The sequence below is a fragment of the Limnohabitans sp. genome (assembly GCF_040401135.1).
Taxonomy (GTDB): domain Bacteria; phylum Pseudomonadota; class Gammaproteobacteria; order Burkholderiales; family Burkholderiaceae_C; genus Limnohabitans.
Genome location: NZ_JBBAOV010000005.1, coordinates 33,477 through 56,449, shown reverse-complemented (window position 1 = coordinate 56,449; position 22,973 = coordinate 33,477). Strand labels below are relative to the sequence as shown.

Below are 22,973 nucleotides of genomic sequence, written 5' to 3'. Positions count from 1 at the left end.
AAAGCCACCCATGGGGTGGCTTTCGCATTCAGTTCGGAAACTGATTACTTGCTGGCAGCGTCAGAAGCTGGTGCAACGGCTTCAGAAGCCACAGCAGAAGCGGGTTCCACAGCGGCAGAAGCGGCAGCAGGAGCGGCTTCCACAGCAGGAGCTTCTTTTTTGCCGCAAGCGACGAGAGCGGCAGCAGCCAACAAAGATGCCAACAGAATTGACTTGTTCATGAGAATTTTCCTTAAAGGGGATTAAAACAATTTCCGGAAATTGAGGTGGTTTTCACCACAACCAAGCTGATGGATTCGAGCCCCCAACTTAGTCCGAAATTATAGGGTAATTCCTAGCTGTCACACACTTCTTCGTCAGCCGAGCGTCGATTTATACGACTTTATGCACCAGAATGGAGCCAACCATCGTCACACCATTCAAACAGCAAACCCATCGCCTCGGGACTGGCTTTGGCAAGATCGTTAGAACTTAAAGCACGTTGATTGGCCAACTGACGCAACAAAGCTGCATCTTTACCGCCTGCGCGCCAGCTTTCGCCGTTCAAAAAAATATGGTGCGCGTCATACATCATCTTGCTTCGCCGGTCTAAACGCACAGACCTTAGCTGATTGGGTGCATCACCGATTTCAAACCACACATTTGCCTTGGGTTCTGTTAGATATTCACCCAGGGCACGCTGCAACGATTTCGGGTCTTTTAATGACTTTTGGAGGGCTGATACGGCAAATTCAGTTAAACCTTGAGGCATTTCTGCAGGGTTGGACACTGCGGGCTGCATTGAGTCTTTGTACAAATCACAACCCGCAGTGTCCTCAGCCCCTTCGCTCAGGCGAACCAACAACTCACGGGCCAAATCGCCGGTTTGTGGCACACGAAAGCCCACCGAGTAAGTCATACATTCATCTTGGGCAATGCCGTCGTGGGCATAGCGCGGGGGCAAATAAAGCATATCGCCAGGGTTGAGTACCCAGTCAAACTCAGGCTTGAAGTTGGCCAAGATTTTCAATGGCATGTCAGGCACCAGCGACAAGTCTTTTTGTCGACCAATGCGCCAACGACGTTGGCCATGGGCTTGCAGCAAAAAAACGTCATAGCTGTCAAAGTGGGGGCCCACGCCGCCGCCTTGGGTGGCGTAGCTGATCATCACATCATCTAGACGGGCGTCTGGGATGAAACGGAATTGAGCCATCAAATCAGCCACTCGGTCATCGTGCAAATCCACACCTTGCACCAGCAAGGTCCAGTCACGCTCAGTAAGCTTGGGGATAGCGCGGCGCTTGAACGGGCCGCGTTGCATTTGCCAGTCACGTTGACCGCCATTGGTCCCCATCACCAGACGAGATTCAACCTCGTTTTTCTGTGCTAACTCAAACAACTCGGGGCGACTCAGCAAAGGCTTGAATTCAGGAATGGCTTGACGCACCAACAAGGGCTTGCGCTGCCAATACGTGGTCATAAATTCGGCGGGGCTGATGCCGCCGAGCAGGGTCAGGGGGGTGGTCACATGCATCGTGAGACAATTTTGCCTTATGAAAATTACACAACACTGCGTGGTCGGCTTGACCTGGACCCTGAAAGACACTTTGGGCGAGGTGCTAGACGAATTGGACAGCCCCGTCGAATTTTTGGTGGGAGGCGACGACTTGCTTGCCAAGATTGAAGAATCCCTTCAAGGCCACAGTGTGGGTGACCATCTCGACTTGCAACTTGAACCCGAAGAAGCCTTTGGCGACTATGACGAAAACTTGGTATTTTTAGAAGCGCGTGAACGTTTTCCCAAGGAGCTGGAAGAGGGCCACACCGTTGAGGGCCACGCGCTGCCCAACGGCTGCAACCCTGATGCGCCCCAAGACTTGCTCTACACCGTGACCGAGCTCTACCCCGAACATGTGGTGCTAGACGGCAACCACCCGCTGGCAGGCATTGCAATTCGCATTCACCTCGATGTGCAATCGGTTCGCGAAGCTACAAAAGACGAGCTAGATCGTGGCACTTTGGGCACAGGCTTTTTCAAGATTGAAGCGCAAGCGCCCGGCAACGATTTGTTGCACTGAAAGCATTTACTTTTTACCTGTTGAGCCGTAACCGCCCTCTCCGCGCTCGGTGGGCGCAGCAAACTCGGTCACCACGTTGAACTGGGCTTGCACCACGGGCACGATGACCAGCTGAGCCAATCGCTCCATAGGTTCCAACGTAAAAGCAACATCGCTGCGGTTCCAAGCACTAACCATCAGCTGGCCTTGGTAATCGCTGTCTATCAAGCCCACCAGGTTTCCCAGCACGATGCCATGTTTGTGACCAAGTCCAGAGCGGGGCAAGATGAGCGCGGCATAAGCTGGATCAGCCAAATGAATAGCAATTCCCGTTGGCACCAATTGCCACGCGTTGGGCTCGAGCGTCATGGGCGCATCCAAGCAGGCACGCAAATCGAGACCCGCACTACCTGGCGTGGCGTAGTGCGGCAGTTGATCGGCCATGCGGGGGTCGAGAATTTTGACGTCGAGTTTCATTGTTGATTCAGTTGAAATTAATGAGTGATGAAAATTAAAAATGTGACTATTGGCAGCACGCGATGGGTCAAATCAGTCGACGAAATCAAGCGCCCTTTAATCGACGCGCGATCTCGGCCACCAACTGCCGCGCGAGCATGAGCTTGCTGGCATGCGGAAGTTCTTGACTGCCTTGGGCATCGACCAGCAACAAAGCGTTGCTGTCCAAACCAAAGGTTGCAGGCCCAATATTTCCCACCAACAATGGCACGCCTTTGCGCTCGCGTTTGGCGGTGGTGTGTTTGAGTAAATCATGACTTTCAGCTGCAAAACCCACGCAATACAAAGCGCCACTTTGGGCGCGGGGCGAATGAGACACTTCAGCCAAGATGTCAGGGTTTTCTAAAAAATTGAGTTGAGGCACCGAACTTGCCATACCACCAGCACCCTCTTTTTTGATCTTTTGCCCCGCCACATCGGCCACGCGCCAGTCGGCCACGGCAGCCGTGGCCACAAACACAGAGGCAGCATCGACATGATTGACCACAGCAGCTTGCATGTCCAAGGCCGATAGCACATCCACGCGATGCACGCCACGAGGTGTGGGCAAATGCACAGGGCCTGCAACCAAGGTCACCTCTGCCCCTGCTTCACGCGCTGCTCGGGCAATGGCGAAGCCCATCTTCCCGCTTGACAAATTGGTGATGCCGCGCACGGGGTCAATCGCCTCGTAAGTGGGGCCAGCCGTGACCAGCACATGCTGGCCTAACAAAACTTTAGGTTGGAAGAAAGTAATCAAGTCTTCCAAAATTTCATCGGGCTCTAGCATGCGGCCATCGCCGGTTTCACCACAGGCTTGCTCGCCTTGCCCCACATCCAGCACATGCGCGCCGTCCGAAGTGAGCTGAGCCATGTTGCGCTGAGTAGCGGGGTGAATCCACATTTCTCGGTTCATGGCGGGCGCCAAAATCAAAGGCACGCGCTCTATGGGACGAGCCAAGCACATGAGGCTCAGCAAATCGTCAGCACGCCCGTGCAAAAGTTTGGCCATAAAGTCGGCACTGGCGGGGGCCACCACAATGGCGTCGGCCTCGCGGCTTAGGTTGATGTGCGCCATGTTGTTGGGCTCACGCGCATCCCATTGCGAGACGTACACCGGGCGATTTGACAAGGCTTGCATGGTCACCGGTGTCATAAACTGAGCTGCAGGCTCCGTCATCACCACCTGAACCGAGGCCCCAGCTTTTAACAAGGCACGGCACAACTCAGCCGCTTTGTAGCAAGCGATGCCACCACTCAAACCCAAAACAATGTGCTTATTTGACAGATCAGACATGCTTCGCAATGTAGCAGAGCGCCTATAATTCCTATTTCCACCTACCGAGAAATTGACCTCTCGATCTGGCATGACCCAATTTGTATTCGTCACCGGCGGCGTTGTCTCTTCCCTTGGTAAGGGAATTGCAGCCGCCTCACTCGCTGCGCTGCTTGAATCGCGCGGCCTCAAAGTCACCCTGATCAAGCTGGACCCCTACATCAACGTAGACCCCGGCACCATGTCTCCCCTGCAGCACGGCGAGGTGTTCGTCACCGAAGACGGCGCAGAAACCGACCTCGACTTAGGGCACTACGAGCGCTTCATCACGACGCGCATGAAAAAGGCCAACAACTTCACCACGGGCCAGATTTACCAAAGCGTGCTCGACAAAGAACGTCGCGGCGACTATTTAGGTAAGACGGTTCAAGTCATCCCGCACATCACCAACGAAATTCAAGAATTCGTCAAGCGCGGCGCTGCCTATGGCACACCTGACGCAGTGGATGTGGCCATCGTTGAAATCGGTGGCACGGTGGGCGACATTGAGTCATTGCCCTTCCTTGAAGCCGCGCGTCAAATGAACTTGAAATTAGGTCCTAATAACACCGCATTTGTGCATCTGAGCTATGTGCCTTGGATTGCCGCAGCCGGTGAGCTCAAAACCAAGCCCACACAACACACGGCCCAAAAGCTGCGAGAAATTGGTATCCAAGCCGATGCGCTGGTGTGCCGAGCAGACCGGCCCATCCCTGAAGAAGAGCGCCAAAAAATCAGTCTTTTTTCGAACGTGCCTGAGTGGGGTGTTATTTCCATGTGGGACGTGGACACCATCTACAAAGTGCCTCGTATGTTGCATGACCAAGGCTTGGATAACTTGGTGTGCGAAAAACTGCGCATCAACGCCAAACCCGCCCAACTGCAGCGCTGGGACGACTTGGTCCACGAAGTGGAAAACCCCAAAGAAGAAGTCACCATCGCCATGGTTGGCAAATATGTGGACCTGTCCGACAGCTACAAGTCCCTCAACGAGGCGCTGCGCCACGCTGGCATGAAGAACCATGCACGCGTGAAAATCGAGTACATCGACTCGGAAAATATCACATCCGACAACGTCAGCGACCTTGGCAAATTCGATGCCATTTTGGTTCCTGGTGGATTTGGCATTCGCGGTGTGGAAGGCAAAATTTCTTCTGCTCAATTCGCCAGAGAAAACAAAGTTCCCTACCTTGGTATCTGCTTGGGCATGCAGGTGGCAACCATCGAATACGCCCGTCACATGGCAGGCCTGACCGACGCCAATAGCACCGAGTTTTTGCCGGACGGCCCCTTCCCCGTCATCGCCCTTATCAACGAATGGAAAGACGCGGACGGCAGCATACAAACCCGCACAGTCAACTCAAACCTTGGCGGCACCATGCGTTTGGGCGCGCAGAGCTCAGACGTAACCCCAGGCACCTTGGCTCACAAGATTTACGGCGATGTGGTGACCGAGCGTCACCGCCACCGCTACGAAGCTAACGTGAACTACCTAGACGCCCTGCGCAAAGCGGGCTTGATCATTTCAGCACTGACGCAAAGCGAGCAACTCACCGAGATCATCGAGCTGCCACAAAACGTGCATCCTTGGTTCATGGGTGTGCAGTTCCATCCCGAGTTCAAATCCACCCCGTGGGATGGCCACCCGCTGTTCAACGCTTTCTTGAAAGCTGCGCTGGAACACAAGGCGCTCACCAAAGCCTAACTTTGAGAAGACAGGACACACCATGAAACTTTGCGGATTTGACGTTGGCCTGAACCAACCCTTCTTTTTGATCGCAGGCACGTGCTCGATTGAAGGTTTGGAAATGTCCATCGACGTGGCAGGACAGCTGAAAGAAATCTGCTCTGGCTTGGGCATCCCCTTGATCTACAAAGGCTCGTTCGACAAAGCCAACCGTTCGTCTGGCAGCACCATGCGCGGAGTGGGCATGGAAGCGGGGTTGAAGATCCTCGACGAAGTGCGTCGCCAACTTCACCTGCCCATCCTCACCGATGTGCATGAAGCGTCGCAAGTCGCCACCGTGGCCAACGTGGTCGATGTGTTGCAAACGCCCGCCTTCTTGTGCCGCCAAACCGACTTCATTCGCGCCGTAGCGCAATCAGGCAAGCCGGTGAACATCAAGAAAGGCCAGTTCTTGGCTCCTTGGGACATGAAAAACGTCATCGACAAAGCCCGCGACGCTGCTCGCGAAGCTGGCCTACCCGAAGACAACTTCTTGGCCTGCGAACGCGGCGTGAGCTTTGGCTACAACAACCTCGTGGCCGACATGACCAGCTTGGCTGAGATGCGAAAAACTGGCGCCCCTGTGGTGTTTGACGTGACCCACTCGGTTCAAAAGCCAGGCGGCCAAGGCACGGTCAGTGGCGGCGCTCGCGAGATGGTGCCTGTGTTGGCCCGCGCAGGCGTGGCTGCAGGTGTCGCTGGCTTATTCATGGAAACCCACCCTCACCCCTCGGACGCTTGGTCGGACGGCCCGAACGCCGTGCCCTTGGGCAAGATGAAAGCTTTGTTAGAAACCCTGGTCGAGCTCGATGCGGTGACCAAAAAACATCCCTTCTTAGAAAACAACTTTGAAGCCTGAGTGCCACGCACACAGACTTCAACCCATTTAAAACTTGAAATAGGAAAACACCCATGAGCGCTATCGTCGACATTGTTGCCCGCGAAATTTTGGACAGCCGCGGCAACCCCACCGTGGAATGTGATGTGTTGTTGGAGTCAGGCACCATGGGTCGCGCCGCTGTGCCTTCCGGCGCATCCACCGGCAGCCGCGAAGCCATCGAGCTGCGCGACGGCGACAAGAGCCGCTACCTCGGCAAAGGCGTGTTGAAAGCAGTGGAGCACATCAATACAGAAATCTCTGAAGCCATTTTGGGCTTGGATGCATCAGAGCAAGCCTTCCTCGACAAAACCTTGATCGACCTTGACGGCACAGAAAACAAAAGCCGATTGGGCGCCAATGCGATGTTGGCCGTATCCATGGCGGTGGCGCGTGCTGCCGCTGAAGAATCCGGCTTGCCGTTGTACCGCTACTTTGGCGGCATGAACGCCAACCAACTGCCCGTGCCCATGATGAACGTCATCAACGGTGGCGCGCATGCCAACAACAACTTGGACTTGCAAGAGTTCATGATCATCCCAGTCGGCGCACCCACTTTTCGCGAAGCCGTGCGCTGGGGTGCTGAGGTGTTCCACGCCTTGAAGAAAATCATCCACGACAAAGGCATGAGCATTGCCGTAGGCGACGAAGGCGGCTTTGCCCCCAACGTCACCAGCCACGAAGCGGCCATCCAAATGATCTTGGACGCGATTGAGGCTGCAGGCTACACCGCAGGGGAGCAAATCGCCATCGGTTTGGACTGCGCGGCCAGCGAGTTCTTCAAAGACAGCAAGTACCACTTGTCTGGCGAAGGCTTGCAATTGACAGCCCAGCAATGGACCGACATGTTGGCCACCTGGTGCGACAAATACCCCATCATCAGCATCGAAGATGGCATGGCCGAAAACGACTGGGACGGCTGGAAAGTGTTGACCGACCGCCTGGCCAAAAAAGTGCAAATCGTGGGCGACGACTTGTTTGTGACCAATACCAAGATCTTCAAAGAAGGCATCGACAAAGGCATTGCCAATTCGATCCTCATCAAGATCAACCAAATCGGCACGTTGACCGAAACCTTTGCCGCCATCGAGATGGCCAAGCGCGCGGGTTACACCGCCGTCATCAGCCACCGCTCCGGCGAAACTGAAGACAGCACCATTGCTGACATCGCGGTGGGCCTGAACGCGGGTCAAATCAAAACCGGTTCGATGAGCCGCTCTGACCGCATGGCCAAGTACAACCAACTCTTGCGCATCGAAGAAGACTTGGGTGACGTGGCGGTTTACCCCGGCCGCTCTGCCTTCTACAACCTGCATTAATCCCCTCACACACATCAAACAGGTTCATGCTGCGTCCACTCCACCTCGTGCTAATTGCCCTGCTGCTTGTGCTGCAGGGCCAGCTGTGGTTGGGTCGGGGCAGCCTTCCTGACGTCATGCGTTTGCGTCAGACCCTGAATGATCAAAAGCAGCAAAACGCTGCTGCGCAGTTGGCCAACGATCGCCTCAGCGCCGAACTACACGACCTCAAAGACGGCCTAGAAATGGTCGAAGAGCGCGCCCGATCTGAAATCGGCATGGTCAAGCCGAACGAAGTCTTCGTGCAAATTGCGAAGTGACAGAACTCCTTTTCTCACCCGCCTTCACCCTCTGGGGTACCGACACCTCTTGGCTTGAACTCATCGCCGTACTGCTGGCCTTCGCGATGATTGTGTGCAACATCGTCGAATTGCATTGGGGCTGGCCTTTGGCCGCTATCAGTTCGGTGCTGTATTTCTTTTTGTTTTGGAGCCAACGCCTGTATGGCGAGGCCCTTCTTCAAGTGGTGTTCATTGTGTTGGCACTCTGGGGCTGGTCAGTATGGATGCGCGGCGTGGAAGGTGCTCCCTTACCCGTCACGCGCATGCCTGTTGACCAACGCTTCACCTTAGCGTGGATGGGCACCTTACTTTGGCTCGCCACAGGTGGCGTATTACAAAACTTCACCGACAGTGATGTGCCTTGGTGGGACGCCTTTCCCTCCGCGTTTAGCTTAGTGGGGCAATATTTATTGGCTTACAAACGCCTAGAAAACTGGGTGGTTTGGATCGCAGTCAACATCGTGGCCGCAGGACTTTTCGCTTGGAAAGGCTTGTGGCTCACCACCCTTCTCTACCTTGTGTTCATTGCGCTCAGTGCCGTAGGCTGGCGCACATGGGCCAAGCACATCAAACTGGAAGCAGCATGAAGATCGCTCTGCTAGGCGCTGAAAGCACAGGCAAATCGCAATTGGCTTTGAAACTCAGTGCACGTTTGCAGCAATCGGGTTTACGGGTGCATCGTGTGGATGAATATCTGCGCGAATGGTGCGACATTGAAAACCGCACACCCACCCAAGCAGAACAACACCACATTGCTCAAACGCAAATGGCTCGCGTCTTGGCCACGCCAGCAGGGGCGGTCGTCATTGCAGACACCACACCACTCATGACGGCGGTTTACAGCCAGATGGTGTTTGACGACCACAGCTTAGATGTCTGCGCCTTGCAGCAGCAAGCGCTGTTTGATATCACCTTGCTCATGGGGCTAGACCTGGCTTGGGTCAGCGATGGGTTGCAGCGCGTGGGGGCGCATGTGCGCGAACCCGTCGACCAAAAAATCAGACAGCTTTTGGCACAAGCCAATTTGACATATCAAGTGGTGTACGGCACAGGCGAGCAGCGCTTAGAAAACGCTTTGTTTTGCATTGCCTGCCAAGCACCGCATTTGGCCAAGCAGCTGGAACGCCCCGAGCCGCCCTTACGCTGGAGCGGCCCCTGCGAGAGTTGCGGCGACGGCGACTGTGAACACCGCTTATTCAGCAGCCTGGTCAAAGGCTGAACCGTTTTATTGCAATGATGAAGGGGCTGGCGGTGGCGTGGGTGTGCCAGTGAAGATTTGCGCCGCATCCACCGCGTCGTAGCGATATTGTTCGCCACAAAAATCGCAGCCTACCTCCACCTCGCCGCGCTCGGCCAAGATGCTTTCCACCTCTTCGGTACCCAAGCTGCGAATCATGTTGCTTACACGCTCACGGCTGCATGAGCAGGCAAAACTGGGTGTGAGTGGCTCAAAGCGCACCAGTTTTTCTTCCCAAAACAGTCGGCGCAAAATGGTTTCAACATCCAAGCTCAACAACTCATCGGCTGTCAAACTGGAGGCCAAGATGGAGATGCGGTTGTAGTCTTCGTTACGACCAATTTCATCTTCGTCTTCTAGGGTCGCTTTGGCGGCCAAGTTGCCTTCGCCTTTGACGGGAAGGCGCTGAATCAACAAGCCAGCGGCCGTGGTGTCATTGGCAGCCAGCACCAAGGTGGTGTCGAGCTGCTCGCTTTGCAGCATGTAGTGCTGCAACACATCGCTGAATTTATCGAGCTTGTTGCGGTGATCGTCAAACAAAGGCACCACGCCTTGATAGGCCTGCTGACCTGGCATTTTATTAAGCGGATCGAGCGTGATGGCGCAACGGCCTTCATTGTGGACGTTGACCATCTCGGGCAAGGTGCTGGCGTCACCCAAATCGCCCACCACTTTGGCCGTGGCACGCAAGCTTAAATTTGGATTGACTTCAACCACGGCCAACTTCAAGGGGCCGTCACCGAAAATTTGCATCACCAAAGCGCCGTTAAATTTGATGTTCGATTGCATCAACACCGCAGCCGCTGTCATCTCACCCAACAAATGGCGCACGGGCTGAGCATAGGGGCCGGTTTCCACGTTGGCTGCGCGGCGCTTAAGCACCTCTTGCCACACATCAGTGAGCTGCACCAGCATGCCGCGCACAGGCAAGCCATCAAACAAAAATTTATGCAACTGAGACATCAAGCCAACTTCTTTAATCCCGCTTTAAAGCGGTTCTTGTTATTCACGTAGTGCTGTGCGCTACGGCGCAAACCTTCCATTTGCTCTGTAGTGAGCTGACGCACCACTTTCGCCGGAGTACCCAAAATCATCGAGCCGTCTGGAAATTCTTTGCCCTCGGTGACAAGCGAGCCCGCACCCACCAAACAATTTTTACCTATCTTCGCGCCGTTAAGCACGATGGCACCAATGCCAATCAGCGACTCATCTCCCACCGTGCAACCATGCAACTGCACCATGTGTCCCACCGTCACGTGCTTGCCGATGGTGAGCGGCATACCCACATCGGCGTGTAAAACGCTGCCATCTTGGATGTTGGTGCCTTCGCCAATGAAGATGGTGGCCGAGTCCCCCCGCACCACGCTACTGAACCACACGCTGCTGTCAGCAGCCATGTGCACATCTCCCATCACTTGGGCGTTGTCGGCCACCCAGGCCGAGTCAGCCATCTGAGGCGTGAGCGCGTCGAGTTGATAAATAGCCATGAATGTCTCCTGGGGGGGTATTGGTTTTCTACAATTGTAAGTATGAGCCTTCGCCCTTTAGCCCTCAATGCCTTGTGCATCTGCCATCCTGATGCAAAAGTTCAGGCGGTGCAGTCGCTGTGGGCTCAGCAAACCCATGTCGCTTTAGACGCCAGCGAGCACATCAGTCCCAGCCCTCACCTAGCGCTGCCAGGCCGCCCAACGCTGCCCCGTTTGATTCCCGCCAAGGATGTGCCCACGCGTACGCCTTTTACGCCAGAGGGCTTGGCCGCGTTGATGCATGCGATTTGCCACATCGAGTTCAACGCCATCAACCTCGCCTTGGATGCGGTTTGGCGCTTCCCCAACATGCCCTTGTCCTATTACACAGACTGGCTGCGGGTGGCCTATGAAGAGTCGCAACACTTTGAGATGCTGCACACGCATCTCAAAAGTATGGGCTACGCCTATGGTGACTTTGATGCGCACGATGGTTTATGGCACATGTGCCAAAAAACAGCCAACGATGTACTGGCCCGCATGGCGCTGGTACCCCGCACGCTCGAAGCTCGCGGCCTAGACGCCACGCCCTTGATTCAAACCAAGCTGCGCAAAGCCGCGACGCCAGCCGCTCTTCAAGCGGTCGAACTGTTGGACATCATCCTGCGCGAAGAGGTCGGTCATGTGGCCATAGGCAACCACTGGTACCGATGGCTAAGCGAGCAACGCGGGCTCGACCCCGTGTCGCTTTATGGCGAGTTGGTGCAGCGCTACGAGGCACCCAAGCTGCGGCCACCTTTTAATGAGGAAGCCCGTAAGCGCGCGGGCTTTACCGACACTGAGTTGAGTTATTTGCGCGGTGTTTGATGACGGGCTCAGCCACGTGGGTGGTGTTGCTCATGCAAACTTTTCAAGCGCTCTCGGGCAATGTGGGTGTAGATGGTGGTGGTGGAAATATCAGCATGGCCCAGCAGCATTTGCACCGCCCTCAAATCGGCCCCGTGGTTAAGCAAATGCGTGGCAAACGCATGGCGCAAAGTGTGCGGCGAAATCGGCTCATGGATTTGGGCTTGCAAAGCATAGCGTTTGATGATCTGCCAAAACATGGCACGCGTCATAGCCTCACCTGCATTTTTGCCGCGTACCGTCACAAACAAAGCCTCAGTTTGGTGGCCGGCCAAAAGCAGCGGGCGCGTCTCGCTTAAATAGCGCTGCAGCCAATCACGAGCCACCTCCCCAAAGGGCACCAAGCGCTCTTTGCTGCCCTTACCCATGATGCGCAACACGCCGTCGCTCAAGCTCACATGCAAAGTTTTGAGGTCTACCAATTCACTCACGCGAAGGCCACTGGCGTAAATCAGCTCCAGCATGGCGCGGTCGCGCATACCTAAACCAGTGGATACATCAGGCGCATTGATCAATCTTTCTACTTGCGCCTCGGTCAAACTTTTAGGGGCACGCACGGGCTGCTTGGCCGTGAGCAACTTCAACGTGGGGTCGGCTACCAACATACGCTCACGCAAAGCCCAGCGGAAAAAGCGCTTGAACACGGTCAAGCGACGGTTGGCACTGGTGGCTTTGGTCACGGCATGGCGGTGTGCAAAATACTGCTGCAGGTCTGACTCTTGTGCCGCCAATAAATGCGTGCCTTGTGCGTTCAACCATCCAGACAGCAAATTTAAGTCACGCCGGTAAGCCGCCAAACTATTGGGCGCCAAACCGTGCTCAAGCCACAGTGCATCAATGAAGATGTCGATGTTGGCATCGGGCGCTGCAACTTGAATTGGGGTGGGATGTGTCATGCGAGCGTCAATCGTAAACGCTTGGTGAAGCACGCAAGCTTTGAACAGCGGTTATTCTCTCAAGGTGAATTACGTTCAACTGCTCCTCCCCGACTTTTCTCTCATCTTGTGTGGTTACCTCGTTTGTAGATACACCGCCCTCAACCGCAAGGTCTGGGAGCAGGTTGAGAGCTTGGTTTATTTCTTCTTGTTCCCCGTCCTGTTGTTTCACTCCATTGTGCGTACGCCTTTGGATTTGCAAGCGGCGTCACACCTCATCATGGCGGGTTTACTGCTGGGCTTAAGCAGCATTGGCTTGTCTTATGTGCTGCCCAAGCTGCCATTTTTGCGGCAACACATTGATACGCGCTTGCATGCAGCCAGCGCTCAGGTGGCGTTTCGCTTTAACTCGTTTATAGCCTTGGCATTGGCCGAACGCATTGCAGGACCACAGGCCTTACTGCTAATTGCAGTGCTGATTGGCGTGTGCGTCCCCATGTTCAATGTAGCTGCTGTGTGGCCCATGGCCCGTCATTCGGAGCGCAACTTTGGCAGGGAGTTGGTTCGCAACCCACTCATTGTGGCCACGGTCTTTGGCTTGCTTGCCAACACGGCAGGCCTGCACATTCCCAGCTGGGCCGAGCCCACCTTGCAACGCATAGGCGCTGCTTCGCTGGCCTTAGGACTGATGGCAGCAGGGGCGGGCATGGAGTTTGGTCATTTATTGAAGGGCAAGGCTTTGGCCGTGTCACTCTTAACCATCCGTCACCTCATCACACCGCTAATAGCTTACGGATTAGCCCGCACGTTCGCGCTCGACAACACACAAACCAGCGTACTGCTGGCATTTTCGGCCTTACCTACCGCCTCTAGCTGCTACGTGTTAGCGGCCCGCATGGGCTACAACGGCCCATTTGTTGCGGCTATGGTCACACTTTCCACCGTTTTGGGCGTGTTCAGCCTGCCATTTGCCCTAGGCGTGTTACGCTGAAAGGCCACGCTTTCATGACATAATGACGTGTTTTGCGGAAAGTGTGTCGAAATAGGTCGGCATGGCTACCGCAGCTGCTCAAGGAAAAGCGATGAAAGAAGGCATTCACCCCAACTACCGTGAAATCTGTTTCATGGATATGTCTAACGGTTTCAAATTTGTGACGCGTTCATGCGCCAGCACAAAAGAAATGATCAAGATGGAAGACGGCCGCGATTTGCCGTTGTACAAGCTGGATACCACCAGCGAGTCACACCCCTTCTACACAGGTACACAAAAGTCTGTTGACAACATGGGTGGCCGCGTCGAGCGCTTCCGCAACAAGTACGGCAAGACCATCGCCAAGTAAACCCTGCGTTCACTTCAAACTAGGCAGCCCGGCTCTCCGCGCTGCCTTTTTTATTTAAAAAAACGTGACCCAACCCACTCCCGCCATCGTTCCTCAAAGTGCAGTACGCCGTTTGCCGCGAATCGCGCTTTGGCTGTTTTGCGCTGCCTATGTCTTGCCCGGCTTGTTTGGGCGTGAACCTTGGAAGGGCAATGAGTTCAACACATTCAGCTACATGTTGGCAATCGCTGAAGGTTCCAGCGGTTGGCTGAACCCAAGCATTTGGGGAAACTTACCCGAACTTGATGCCCTGCTTCCTTATTGGCTAGGCGCATGGGCTATCCAAATAGCACCCCCTTGGATCTCAGCAGGCTTGGCCGTGCGAATTCCGTTTGCGATGCTATTAGCCCTCACCTTAGCCAGCACTTGGCACGGCGTTTACTACTTGGCGTTGAGCCCACAGGCGCAGCCTGTTCCGTTTGCATTCGGGGGTGAAGCCAAGCCCAAAGACTATGCCCGCACCATTGCGGATGGCGCTGTGCTGGCCCTCATTGCTTGCCTGGGATTGGCCCTTTTGTCGCATGAGGTGAGCCCCGTCTTGATGCAACTGGCGCTGGTTAGCATTGTGTTTTACGGCGTGGCGGCACTGCCCTATCACCCCCGATACAGCTTGACTGCAGTGACTATCGGCCTGTTGGGACTGTGCCTGAGTGGCGCTCCCAGTTTTGCTGTGTTAATGGCTGTGGGCAGTGGGCTTTTGTGCTTGTTGGATCGACAAAGTACATCCATACAAACGGCACGTTCACACGCGCTTTGGCTTTTGGTCGTGGGCATGCTTGTCGCGGCATTGGCTTACGTCTTGGATATTTGGCACTGGCGTTTGCTGCCCTTGCATGACGATCCGCAAGCGTGGCGCAACTTGTTGCGTTTGTTGGTCTGGTTCACTTGGCCTGCATGGCCCTTGACTTTATGGACACTTTGGCGATGGCGTCGTCAATGGGCCTCGCTACACTGGAGTCGCCACTTGGTACTGCCCATGTGGTTCACCGCGCTCACCGTCAGCACGGCACTGTTGACGCAATCATCCAGCCGAACTTTATTGTTGGCACTTCCAGCATTTGCCACGCTTGCAGCCTTTGCACTGCCTACATTGCGACGCAGTGTGGCGGCTTTGATTGACTGGTTCACGTTGCTGTTTTTCTCAGGCTCAGCGCTGATCATTTGGATCATTTGGATCGCGATGCAAACAGGCTGGCCGGCAACACCTGCAAAGAATGTGGCACGATTAGCGCCAGGCTTTGAGCCTAGTTTTGGTTGGCTTGCTTTTCTAGTGGCATTGGCTGCCACAGCAGTTTGGGGCTGGCTGGTGGTTTGGCGCTCAGCAAAAAATCGTCATGCCTTATGGAAAAGTTTGGTGTTGCCTGCTGGCGGTGCTGCCCTTTGCTGGCTGCTGTTGCTGACGCTGTGGCTGCCACTTTTAGATTTCGCTTTCAGCTACAAACCTTGGGTGCAACAAATTCAAAGCGTCATGGCCAAACAAGATGCTGGGAAAACACGCGATGTGTGTTTGCTCAGTTACGGTTTAAATACCAGCCAAATGACGGCATTCCACTACCACGGTGGTTTTGATGTAAAACCTGTCGACATGGCAAGTGCCGAACAACAACGCGGTTGCCCCTGGCTCGTCGTTGACAACGATTTACGCCCAGAGCTTGCACAAGTGGTGCGTTTAAATGAATGGACCCGCGTGCGCAGCATTTATCGACCGGCAGATAAAAAAGAAAACGTGACGCTGTATCACCGTCGTCAACCTTGAGCCAACGATGAGTAGCGAACGGTCCACCATCATTCGGCACGCCGGTACGGTAGTGGTCGGACAATTGGCCGTCATGGCTTTCGGCATCACCGACACACTGGTTGCAGGCCACTTTGCTGATACGGCGCTCGCAGCATTGGCCGTTGCTTCAGCCACTTATGTCACGGTGCATATATCGCTCATGGGCATACTGCAAGCCTTGTTACCTGTATGGGCTGAGTTGCAAGGTGCGCAACGCCATGCAGAAGTGGGCCCCTCAGTGCGACAGGCCTTGTACCTGTGTGCGATCACCTCTATCCTGGGTATGTGGGCGCTACTTTGCCCCGGCCCACTGCTCAACTGGACGCAAGTGCCGCTTGATTTACAAGCAGACGTGCGTTCCTACCTCACGATTGTGGCCTTGGGTCTGCCTGCGTCCTTGCTGTTTCGGTTGTACGGCACACTGAACCAAAGTTTGGGGAAGCCTAAGTTGGTGACGTGGGTCCAAGTGGGTGCCTTAATTGTCAAAATTCCACTGTCCATCATTTTGGTTTTGGGTATTCCGGGTTTTCTTCAGCCCATGGGCTTGGCTGGATGTGCATGGGCCACATTGGCTGTCACGTTGATGATGATTTCCTTAGCGCTGTGGTTGCTTCGCAGACAAGACTTTTACACGCCCTACCGCATCTGGGCGCCGATGGAAAAACCCAATGCAGTCATCCTGCTTCACTTCCTACGTTTGGGTCTGCCTAGCGGTTTAGCAATTGGCGTTGAGGTCACCTCGTTCACCCTTATGTCACTATTCATCGCACGTTTGGGCGTGGTGGCCACAGCCAGCCACCAAATCGCAGCCAACATGGCAGCGGTGCTCTACATGATTCCTTTGTCGCTCTCGATAGCCAGCAGTTCGCGCGTGAGTTATTGGATGGGTGCAGGCCAAATTCACCGCGCTCGTCAGTCATTGCGAACGGGTTTGAGCTTGGTCCTGCTGATGAGCTTGAGCTTGGCAGCTTTGATGGGCTGGCAACACCAAACCATTGCCCAGCTTTACACCCAATCACCTGACGTCGCCGTGCTGGCTGGAAACTTGTTGCTATGGTTGATGCTCTATCACTTGGCAGATGCCGTGCAAGTGTTTTGCGTGTTCACCCTACGCTGCTACGGCATCACAGTGTTGCCGCTCATTACTTACACCCTATCGCTGTGGGGCTTGGGTTTAGCTGGTGGGTACGCGGTGGCGTATGGCGCGAGCTTTGATGTGCCTGGTTTGACGTGGCTCACGCCGCAATCGCCATTGACTTTTTGGCAAACAGGCAGCTTGGCTTTGTACATTACAGCGGGCGTTTTATTACCTGTGCTGTGGCGGGCAGCGTATCGCCACCCATTACGCTGACAAAGTATCGGCAATGCGCTGGGCGCAAGCCTTGGCCTGCGCTTCATCGCGGGCCTCCACCATCACGCGCACCAATGGCTCGGTACCGCTGGCGCGAATCAGCACACGGCCTGTGTCACCCAACTCGGCCTCAGCCATTTGCACAGCTTCTTTCATGCGGATATTTGATTGCCAGTCTTGGCCCGGACGCAAACGCACGTTAAGTAAGGTTTGTGGAAACAGTGTCACGTCTTTGAGCAGTTCAGCCATCGCTTTACCACTGCGCACGCAGGTTTGTAAAATTTGCAAAGCGCTGACCAATCCGTCACCCGTAGTGTGCTTATCCAAGGCCAGTAAATGACCCGAGCCCTCACCACCCAAAATCCATTGATGTTTGGCGAGTTCTTCCAGTACATAACGGTCGCCCACCTTCGCACGCACAAACTGCACACCCCGTTTTTGCAAGGCCACCTCTACCGCCATGTTGGTCATCAGGGTGCCGACTACGCCGGGCAACACTTCGTCATTGGCCAGACGGTCGTCCGCCATCAAATACAGTAGTTCGTCGCCGTTGTAAAGGCGTCCGTGTGCATCCACCATTTGCAAACGGTCTGCATCACCATCGAGCGCAATGCCAAAATCAGCATGGTTGGATTTGACGGCACGCACCAAAGCATCTGGATGCGTTGCACCCACTTCGTGGTTGATGTTCAACCCGTCAGGGCTGCATCCAATGGCAATGACCTCAGCCCCCAACTCGTGGAACACTTTGGGCGCAATGTGATACGCAGCACCGTGAGCGGCATCCACCACAATTTTCAAGCCTTTGAGTGTGAGGTCATTCGAGAAAGTACTTTTGCAAAACTCAATGTAGCGGCCTGCGGCATCGTCCAAACGTTTGGTTTTGCCGAGGTTGGCTGAGTCTGCCCATACAGGCTCTTGGTCCAAAGCAGCTTCTACCTCCTTCTCCCAAGCCTCACTGAGCTTCTTGCCTTGAGCGCTGAAGAACTTGATGCCGTTGTCCGCAAATGGGTTATGACTGGCGCTGATGACAACGCCAAGGCTCGCACGTTGCGCGCTGGTGAGGAAGGCCACGCCGGGCGTGGGCAAGGGCCCGAGCAGCAGCACATTGACACCAGCTGAGTTAAAACCAGACTCAAGCGCCGACTCCAACATATAACCTGAGATTCGGGTGTCTTTGCCAATCAGCACCGTTGGGCGGGCTTCGGTTTGCTTGAGCACACGACCCACCGCATGCGCCAAACGCAGCACAAAGTCTGGGGTGATGGGCGCTTGGCCCACGGTACCGCGAATGCCGTCTGTACCGAAATATTTGCGTGTCATCTCTGGAGCCTTCGGTCTGTTCTATTTGTTATCGATTTAAAACCATTATCTCAGGCTCGCGCAGCTTGCCACACTTTTAGTGCCTGCACAGTTGGCGCCACATCGTGCACACGCACAAGGCGCGCGCCACGCTCGACAGCCAACACCGCAGCGGCCACGCTGGGCACCATGCGGTCGCCCACCTCGCAACCGGACACTGCACCGACAGATGACTTACGTGACCAGCCTACTAGCAAGGGGTATCCCAAGGCCAGTAACTGGTCTTGGTGCGTCAGCAATTCAAAATTTTGCGCCACAGTTTTGCCAAAACCCACGCCGGGGTCGAGTGCGATACGGTTCTGTGCCACGCCCATGTTTTGCAAGCATTGCGCATGATTTTTCAAGAAGTCCGACACCGGCAGAATTGAACTGCCCTGCATCGTCATAGTCTGCATCGTTTGGGGCTCACCATGCATGTGCATCAAGCACACACCGCAGTTGGCATGCGCTGCCACTATTTGCTGCGCACCGGTTTGACGCAAGGCCCATACATCGTTGATGATGTCAGCACCTGCATCAAGTACCGCTTGCATCACGCCCGCCTTGTAGGTATCAACAGAGATAGGCACATTTAAACGCACAGCTTCACGCACCACGGGCAGCACACGCGCCAACTCTTCTTCCAGCGACACAGCAATTGCACCAGGACGGGTGGACTCCCCGCCAATGTCCAACATGTGCGCCCCCTCTTTGAGCAGTTGTTCGCAGTGCGCCAAAGCTGTGCGTGTGCTGGCATGTTGGCCGCCGTCTGTGAACGAGTCAGGTGTGACATTGACTATTCCCATAACCTGCGGCTGGCTGAGGTCTATGTAAAAACGCGTGGTTTGCCAAAACATAAATGCTCCATGAAAAACGGGGCTTTCGCCCCGTCTCTTTGTCAGTCACAAATTGCTTTAAGCAGCAGTGGGTGCTGGATCTGGCTGCACTGCTGGTGCACCGCCACTGCTATCTCCGCCCGTTGGGGTGCGTGGGGTCCAGTCTTTTGGTGGACGAGGCTCGCGGCCCGCCATGATGTCGTCGATTTGGTCTTTATCGATGGTTTCCCATTCGAGCAAAGCTTTAGCCATCGCGTGCATTTTGTCTGAATTTTCTTCTATCAGACGACGCGCCAAAGTGTATTGGGAGTCGATGATCCTGCGCACTTCCATGTCCACCTTTTGCATGGTAGCTTCGGACATATTAGTAGTTTTGGTCACCGAGCGGCCCAAAAATACTTCACCTTCATTTTCAGCATAAACCATGGGCCCCAAGGCCTCGGTCATGCCGTAGCGCATCACCATATCACGGGCAATCGAAGTGGCACGCTCAAAGTCGTTGCTTGCGCCCGTGGTCATTTGGTTCATGAACACTTCTTCTGCAATACGACCACCAAACAACATGCTGATTTGGTTCAACATGAATTCTTTGTCATAGCTGTAACGATCTTTTTCGGGCAAGCTCATGGTCACACCCAGAGCGCGACCGCGGGGGATGATGGTCACCTTGTGCACAGGGTCGCATTTGGGCAACAACTTGCCAATCAATGCGTGGCCAGATTCGTGATACGCCGTGTTACGACGCTCTTCTTCGGGCATCACCATGCTCTTGCGTTCTGGCCCCATCAAGATCTTGTCTTTGGCTTTTTCGAAGTCGACCATCTCTACCACGCGCGCATTACGGCGTGCAGCCATCAAGGCGGCCTCATTGCACAAGTTGGCCAAATCAGCACCGCTCATGCCGGGCGTGCCGCGTGCAATCACGCTGGCATTGACGTCTTGGCCAATTGGCACTTTACGCATGTGCACGTTCAAAATTTGTTCGCGTCCACGGATGTCGGGCAATGTCACATACACCTGACGGTCAAAACGACCGGGGCGCAACAAAGCAGCATCCAAAATGTCTGGTCGGTTGGTAGCAGCTACGACGATGACACCAAGATTGGTTTCAAAGCCGTCCATCTCGACCAACATTTGGTTCAAGGTTTGTTCACGCTCGTCGTTACCGCCGCCCACACCCGCACCACGTTGACGACCCACGGCATCAATTTCGTCAATAAAAATGATGCAAGGTGCATTCTTTTTGGCGTTCTCAAACATATCGCGCACGCGGGCAGCGCCTACGCCCACAAACATTTCAACAAAGTCTGAACCCGAGATGCTGAAGAACGGCACCTTTGCTTCGCCTGCAATACCTTTAGCCAGCAGTGTTTTACCAGTACCAGGAGGGCCAACCAACAGCAACCCGCGAGGGATACGGCCACCCAGTTTTTGGAAGCGTTGTGGGTCTTTCAAAAAGTCGACCACCTCTTTCACTTCTTCTTTGGCTTCGTCGCAACCCGCGACGTCAGCAAACGTTACTTGGTTGTTGTTTTCGTCCAGCATGCGGGCTTTGCTTTTGCCGAAACTAAAAGCCCCACCTTTGCCGCCGCCTTGCATCTGGCGCATGAAGTACACCCAAACACCAATCAGCAACAACATGGGCCCCCAGCTGACCAGGAGGGTCATCAGGAGCGAACCTTCTTCTCTGGGCTTCACATCAAACTTCACGCCGTTGGCAATGAGGTCGCCGACCAAGCCGCGGTCGAGGTACGTAGCCGTTGTGCGAATTTTTCGCTCGTCGTTGGTAACAGCACTAATCTCTGTGCCGCCCTGACCTTCTTGAATGGTCGCGGTTTTAATGCGCTTAGCACGAACTTCTTCAAGGAAGTCTGAATACCCCAGGTAGCCCGACCCCCCGCCTGGACGTGTTTCAAATTGTTTAAACACGGTAAACATCACCAAAGCGATGACCAACCAAACAGCGACTTTTGAGAACCATTGATTATTCAATGTGGGCTCCGAAATAAAAAGAGTACGAGATGTACTGATATGGGTTTGATTTTAAGCGTTTCAAGCGCTGACAGCTTTTATATCGCATATGCAGGCCTTATGAAACTCAAGGATTTGATAAAACGCGATTTTTGATGCCCATACCCACCAAAAAGGTTTCACTTGATTTGTCACGACTGGCCTTGGGCTTGATGGGCTTGACCACCCGAAAAATGCTTTTAAAAAGAGTGACCAAATCGCTGTAACCGCTGCCGTGAAAAAGTTTAACCACCAAAGCGCCGTCGTCTTTGAGGTGTTTTTGCGAAAAATCAACAGCTAATTCAATCAAATGGGCAATGCGGGTGGCGTCAGTCGACCCAATGCCGCTTAAATTGGGGGCCATGTCAGACACCACAACGTCCACGATACGGCCTTCTAAGACGGCTTCCAGTTGCGCCAAGACCTCTGCCTCACGGAAGTCACCCTGAATAAAGGTAACGCCCTCCACAGGCTCCATCGCCAAAAGATCCAAACCAATAATTGTGCCGTTCAAGGTTCCTGCCGCTGCGCCCATGGGCGACATGCGGCGGCGCAGGTATTGACACCAGGCGCCGGGAGCGCATCCTAAGTCCACGACCACGTTGCCAGGCTTAACAAGACTGAGCTGTTCGTCAATCTCTTTGAGCTTGTAGGCCGCACGGGCACGGTACCCTTCTCTTTGGGCCAACTTAACGTAGGTGTCATTCACATGGTCGTTCAACCAAGTTTTGTTAACTTTTTTGCTTTTAGTTTTAGTTTTCAATTCATACCTTTAAGCGAGCGAGGGATAATACCCCCATGTCCGCAATACAACTCACACCTGCTCAACGCAAAATTCACCGCGCCGAAGCGCACCATTTAGACCCTGTCGTGATGGTTGGCAACGATGGCTTAACGCCTGCCGTCATGAAAGAAGCCGAGATGGCTTTGAACGCCCACGGCCTTATCAAAATCCGCGTCTTGGGCGACGATCGCCAAGCTCGAGAAGCCATGCTGGCTGCTTTGGCCGACCAACTCAGCGCAGCCCCGATTCAACACATCGGCAAACTCTTTGTGTTGTGGCGCCCACGAGCTGAAAAAGAGCGCACCTCCGACGAAGACCGCATGGCAGGCCCACGCGAAGTCAAAATACTGAAATACAGCAGCCGCGGCGGCCAACGCCCTGAAGTAAAAACTTTGCGCGTTCTCGGCAACCAACGACTGACTTCAGGCGGTCAAGTCAAACGCGCTAAACCAAAAAAGATTTCGGTCAAAAAGCAAACACTGGGTTAATCGATTTGCGATAAACCAGCTGCAATGTCAGGCTCTGGTCTCATAGGGCATAGCGCCCAAAGCACCTTACCAGCGCACAGCCATTGCAGCAGATAGAACGCAGAGCCTAAGTTGTGCCACAAAGCCATGTTGTCTCGGGCCAAGATGTGCGGCTTTACAGCCAACTCAATCAACAAGGCCAACAACATGCCCGTAATGACCCAAGGTGACGGCGTATAGGCCCGATTTAAGTTTTCGCGTTTGGCCGCCAAGAGCAACAAGATGCCACAGACCAATGCCAGCCAGGTTTGGGCACTGAACAGTTTGGCTGCCATCTGCCCCGCGATAGCCGGCGTTTCCAAATGCATGAACAGCATAGGCACCACCATGAAGCCCACCGCCGTGAGACTGCCCCACCACAGCGCCGCTAAAAAAACTTGAAGCCGCGCCATGATC

The 22,973-nt window shown here is 54.5% G+C and carries 25 protein-coding genes; 13 read left to right on the top strand and 12 right to left on the bottom strand.

Annotation, left to right across the window (positions count from 1 at the left end; genetic code table 11):
• Positions 1-44: 44 nt before the first annotated feature.
• Positions 45-221: a hypothetical protein gene (locus ABWP81_RS02710; RefSeq protein WP_353139108.1), complete on the bottom strand. Its 177-nt coding sequence runs from the start codon at positions 219-221 to the stop codon at positions 45-47.
• 161 nt (positions 222-382) lie between these two features.
• Positions 383-1,513 carry a ribosomal protein uL16 3-hydroxylase gene (locus ABWP81_RS02705; protein ID WP_353139105.1) on the bottom strand — a complete coding sequence of 377 codons (1,131 nt, stop codon included), beginning with the start codon at positions 1,511-1,513 and terminating at the stop codon, positions 383-385.
• A gap of 19 nt (positions 1,514-1,532) precedes the next feature.
• Here ABWP81_RS02705 and ABWP81_RS02700 point away from each other — a divergent pair, with 19 nt between their 5' ends.
• Positions 1,533-2,057, top strand: a complete 525-nt coding sequence (locus tag ABWP81_RS02700; RefSeq protein ID WP_353139102.1) for an FKBP-type peptidyl-prolyl cis-trans isomerase — start codon at positions 1,533-1,535, stop codon at positions 2,055-2,057.
• Positions 2,058-2,063: 6 nt separating this feature from the next.
• On the opposite strand, the gene dut is transcribed toward ABWP81_RS02700, so the two are convergent.
• Both dut and coaBC read right to left on the bottom strand, forming a co-directional pair.
• The gene (gene dut / locus ABWP81_RS02695; protein WP_353133397.1) at positions 2,064-2,513 is read right to left on the bottom strand and encodes a dUTP diphosphatase; all 450 of its coding nucleotides are present in this window, start codon (positions 2,511-2,513) and stop codon (positions 2,064-2,066) included.
• 85 nt (positions 2,514-2,598) lie between these two features.
• Complete coding sequence (coaBC, locus tag ABWP81_RS02690; RefSeq protein WP_353139099.1) at positions 2,599-3,828, bottom strand: bifunctional phosphopantothenoylcysteine decarboxylase/phosphopantothenate--cysteine ligase CoaBC; 1,230 nt, start codon at positions 3,826-3,828, stop codon at positions 2,599-2,601.
• Between the two features lie 70 nt (positions 3,829-3,898).
• On the opposite strand from coaBC, the gene pyrG reads away from it, so the two are divergent.
• Genes pyrG through ABWP81_RS02660 form a run of 6 tightly spaced genes read left to right on the top strand, consistent with a single transcriptional unit; the run spans position 3,899 to position 9,307 of the window.
• Entirely contained in the window at positions 3,899-5,551 is a 1,653-nt protein-coding gene (gene pyrG, locus ABWP81_RS02685; RefSeq protein ID WP_353139096.1) for a CTP synthase, read from the top strand.
• Positions 5,552-5,573: 22 nt separating this feature from the next.
• Positions 5,574-6,431 (top strand): 3-deoxy-8-phosphooctulonate synthase, encoded by an 858-nt coding sequence (gene kdsA, locus ABWP81_RS02680; RefSeq protein ID WP_353139093.1) that lies wholly within the window; start codon positions 5,574-5,576, stop codon positions 6,429-6,431.
• Between the two features lie 53 nt (positions 6,432-6,484).
• Positions 6,485-7,768 carry a phosphopyruvate hydratase gene (gene eno, locus ABWP81_RS02675; RefSeq protein WP_353139090.1) on the top strand — a complete coding sequence of 428 codons (1,284 nt, stop codon included), beginning with the start codon at positions 6,485-6,487 and terminating at the stop codon, positions 7,766-7,768.
• A 26-nt stretch (positions 7,769-7,794) separates the two neighbouring features.
• The gene (ftsB, locus tag ABWP81_RS02670; protein WP_353133409.1) at positions 7,795-8,067 is read left to right on the top strand and encodes a cell division protein FtsB; all 273 of its coding nucleotides are present in this window, start codon (positions 7,795-7,797) and stop codon (positions 8,065-8,067) included.
• Positions 8,064-8,675: a nicotinamide riboside transporter PnuC gene (pnuC, locus tag ABWP81_RS02665; protein WP_353139087.1), complete on the top strand. Its 612-nt coding sequence runs from the start codon at positions 8,064-8,066 to the stop codon at positions 8,673-8,675. Before ftsB ends, pnuC begins: the two co-directional genes overlap by 4 nt.
• Complete coding sequence (locus ABWP81_RS02660) at positions 8,672-9,307, top strand: AAA family ATPase (protein WP_353139084.1); 636 nt, start codon at positions 8,672-8,674, stop codon at positions 9,305-9,307. Before pnuC ends, ABWP81_RS02660 begins: the two co-directional genes overlap by 4 nt.
• 6 nt (positions 9,308-9,313) lie before the next feature.
• On the opposite strand, the gene hslO is transcribed toward ABWP81_RS02660, so the two are convergent.
• Complete coding sequence (hslO, locus tag ABWP81_RS02655) at positions 9,314-10,288, bottom strand: Hsp33 family molecular chaperone HslO (protein WP_353139081.1); 975 nt, start codon at positions 10,286-10,288, stop codon at positions 9,314-9,316.
• On the bottom strand, positions 10,288-10,812 hold the full coding sequence (locus ABWP81_RS02650) for a gamma carbonic anhydrase family protein (RefSeq protein ID WP_353139078.1): 525 nt from the start codon (positions 10,810-10,812) through the stop codon (positions 10,288-10,290). Before ABWP81_RS02650 ends, hslO begins: the two co-directional genes overlap by 1 nt.
• A gap of 42 nt (positions 10,813-10,854) precedes the next feature.
• Here ABWP81_RS02650 and ABWP81_RS02645 point away from each other — a divergent pair, with 42 nt between their 5' ends.
• Positions 10,855-11,658, top strand: a complete 804-nt coding sequence (locus ABWP81_RS02645) for a ferritin-like domain-containing protein (RefSeq protein ID WP_353139075.1) — start codon at positions 10,855-10,857, stop codon at positions 11,656-11,658.
• 8 nt (positions 11,659-11,666) lie between these two features.
• Here ABWP81_RS02645 and xerD read toward each other — a convergent pair whose 3' ends face one another.
• Positions 11,667-12,593 (bottom strand): site-specific tyrosine recombinase XerD, encoded by a 927-nt coding sequence (xerD, locus tag ABWP81_RS02640; protein WP_353139072.1) that lies wholly within the window; start codon positions 12,591-12,593, stop codon positions 11,667-11,669.
• A gap of 64 nt (positions 12,594-12,657) precedes the next feature.
• On the opposite strand from xerD, the gene ABWP81_RS02635 reads away from it, so the two are divergent.
• From ABWP81_RS02635 to ABWP81_RS02620, 4 genes are all read left to right on the top strand, one after another.
• Positions 12,658-13,563: an AEC family transporter gene (locus tag ABWP81_RS02635; RefSeq protein WP_353139069.1), complete on the top strand. Its 906-nt coding sequence runs from the start codon at positions 12,658-12,660 to the stop codon at positions 13,561-13,563.
• Positions 13,564-13,654: 91 nt separating this feature from the next.
• Positions 13,655-13,912 (top strand): type B 50S ribosomal protein L31, encoded by a 258-nt coding sequence (locus tag ABWP81_RS02630; RefSeq protein WP_333842868.1) that lies wholly within the window; start codon positions 13,655-13,657, stop codon positions 13,910-13,912.
• Between the two features lie 64 nt (positions 13,913-13,976).
• Entirely contained in the window at positions 13,977-15,707 is a 1,731-nt protein-coding gene (locus ABWP81_RS02625; protein ID WP_353139066.1) for a hypothetical protein, read from the top strand.
• Between the two features lie 7 nt (positions 15,708-15,714).
• Positions 15,715-17,079 carry an MATE family efflux transporter gene (locus ABWP81_RS02620; RefSeq protein WP_353139063.1) on the top strand — a complete coding sequence of 455 codons (1,365 nt, stop codon included), beginning with the start codon at positions 15,715-15,717 and terminating at the stop codon, positions 17,077-17,079.
• Here the strand turns inward: ABWP81_RS02620 and glmM are convergent.
• The 4 genes from glmM to ABWP81_RS02600 form a co-directional block, all read right to left on the bottom strand.
• The gene (gene glmM, locus ABWP81_RS02615) at positions 17,071-18,402 is read right to left on the bottom strand and encodes a phosphoglucosamine mutase (protein ID WP_353135709.1); all 1,332 of its coding nucleotides are present in this window, start codon (positions 18,400-18,402) and stop codon (positions 17,071-17,073) included. The two genes, ABWP81_RS02620 and glmM, sit on opposite strands and share 9 nt — an antisense overlap.
• Before the next feature lie 50 nt (positions 18,403-18,452).
• Positions 18,453-19,277, bottom strand: a complete 825-nt coding sequence (folP, locus tag ABWP81_RS02610) for a dihydropteroate synthase (RefSeq protein ID WP_353139060.1) — start codon at positions 19,275-19,277, stop codon at positions 18,453-18,455.
• A 57-nt stretch (positions 19,278-19,334) separates the two neighbouring features.
• On the bottom strand, positions 19,335-21,248 hold the full coding sequence (ftsH, locus tag ABWP81_RS02605; protein ID WP_353135703.1) for an ATP-dependent zinc metalloprotease FtsH: 1,914 nt from the start codon (positions 21,246-21,248) through the stop codon (positions 19,335-19,337).
• A 106-nt stretch (positions 21,249-21,354) separates the two neighbouring features.
• Entirely contained in the window at positions 21,355-22,029 is a 675-nt protein-coding gene (locus tag ABWP81_RS02600; protein ID WP_353135700.1) for an RlmE family RNA methyltransferase, read from the bottom strand.
• 35 nt (positions 22,030-22,064) lie between these two features.
• Between ABWP81_RS02600 and ABWP81_RS02595 the strand changes: the two genes are divergently transcribed.
• The gene (locus ABWP81_RS02595) at positions 22,065-22,538 is read left to right on the top strand and encodes a YhbY family RNA-binding protein (protein WP_353139057.1); all 474 of its coding nucleotides are present in this window, start codon (positions 22,065-22,067) and stop codon (positions 22,536-22,538) included.
• Here the strand turns inward: ABWP81_RS02595 and ABWP81_RS02590 are convergent.
• Positions 22,535-22,969 (bottom strand): DUF4149 domain-containing protein, encoded by a 435-nt coding sequence (locus ABWP81_RS02590; RefSeq protein WP_353139054.1) that lies wholly within the window; start codon positions 22,967-22,969, stop codon positions 22,535-22,537. The two genes, ABWP81_RS02595 and ABWP81_RS02590, sit on opposite strands and share 4 nt — an antisense overlap.
• Between the last annotated feature and the right edge of the window lie 4 nt (positions 22,970-22,973).

Bases quoted from the DNA above. Each gene is read 5' to 3' on its own strand.
- ABWP81_RS02645 (WP_353139075.1), top strand. From the start codon at position 10,855: ATGAGCCTTCGCCCTTTAGCCCTCAATGCCTTGTGCATCTGCCATCCT.
- ABWP81_RS02630 (WP_333842868.1), top strand. From the start codon at position 13,655: ATGAAAGAAGGCATTCACCCCAACTACCGTGAAATCTGTTTCATGGAT.
- ABWP81_RS02660 (WP_353139084.1), top strand. From the start codon at position 8,672: ATGAAGATCGCTCTGCTAGGCGCTGAAAGCACAGGCAAATCGCAATTG.
- ABWP81_RS02620 (WP_353139063.1), top strand. From the start codon at position 15,715: ATGAGTAGCGAACGGTCCACCATCATTCGGCACGCCGGTACGGTAGTG.
- coaBC (WP_353139099.1), bottom strand. From the start codon at position 3,828: ATGTCTGATCTGTCAAATAAGCACATTGTTTTGGGTTTGAGTGGTGGC.
- ABWP81_RS02700 (WP_353139102.1), top strand. From the start codon at position 1,533: ATGAAAATTACACAACACTGCGTGGTCGGCTTGACCTGGACCCTGAAA.
- xerD (WP_353139072.1), bottom strand. From the start codon at position 12,593: ATGACACATCCCACCCCAATTCAAGTTGCAGCGCCCGATGCCAACATC.
- folP (WP_353139060.1), bottom strand. From the start codon at position 19,277: ATGTTTTGGCAAACCACGCGTTTTTACATAGACCTCAGCCAGCCGCAG.
- ftsB (WP_353133409.1), top strand. From the start codon at position 7,795: ATGCTGCGTCCACTCCACCTCGTGCTAATTGCCCTGCTGCTTGTGCTG.
- dut (WP_353133397.1), bottom strand. From the start codon at position 2,513: ATGAAACTCGACGTCAAAATTCTCGACCCCCGCATGGCCGATCAACTG.
- pyrG (WP_353139096.1), top strand. From the start codon at position 3,899: ATGACCCAATTTGTATTCGTCACCGGCGGCGTTGTCTCTTCCCTTGGT.
- eno (WP_353139090.1), top strand. From the start codon at position 6,485: ATGAGCGCTATCGTCGACATTGTTGCCCGCGAAATTTTGGACAGCCGC.
- glmM (WP_353135709.1), bottom strand. From the start codon at position 18,402: ATGACACGCAAATATTTCGGTACAGACGGCATTCGCGGTACCGTGGGC.
- ABWP81_RS02590 (WP_353139054.1), bottom strand. From the start codon at position 22,969: ATGGCGCGGCTTCAAGTTTTTTTAGCGGCGCTGTGGTGGGGCAGTCTC.
- ABWP81_RS02705 (WP_353139105.1), bottom strand. From the start codon at position 1,513: ATGCATGTGACCACCCCCCTGACCCTGCTCGGCGGCATCAGCCCCGCC.
- hslO (WP_353139081.1), bottom strand. From the start codon at position 10,288: ATGTCTCAGTTGCATAAATTTTTGTTTGATGGCTTGCCTGTGCGCGGC.
- ABWP81_RS02650 (WP_353139078.1), bottom strand. From the start codon at position 10,812: ATGGCTATTTATCAACTCGACGCGCTCACGCCTCAGATGGCTGACTCG.
- ABWP81_RS02710 (WP_353139108.1), bottom strand. From the start codon at position 221: ATGAACAAGTCAATTCTGTTGGCATCTTTGTTGGCTGCTGCCGCTCTC.
- kdsA (WP_353139093.1), top strand. From the start codon at position 5,574: ATGAAACTTTGCGGATTTGACGTTGGCCTGAACCAACCCTTCTTTTTG.
- ABWP81_RS02595 (WP_353139057.1), top strand. From the start codon at position 22,065: ATGTCCGCAATACAACTCACACCTGCTCAACGCAAAATTCACCGCGCC.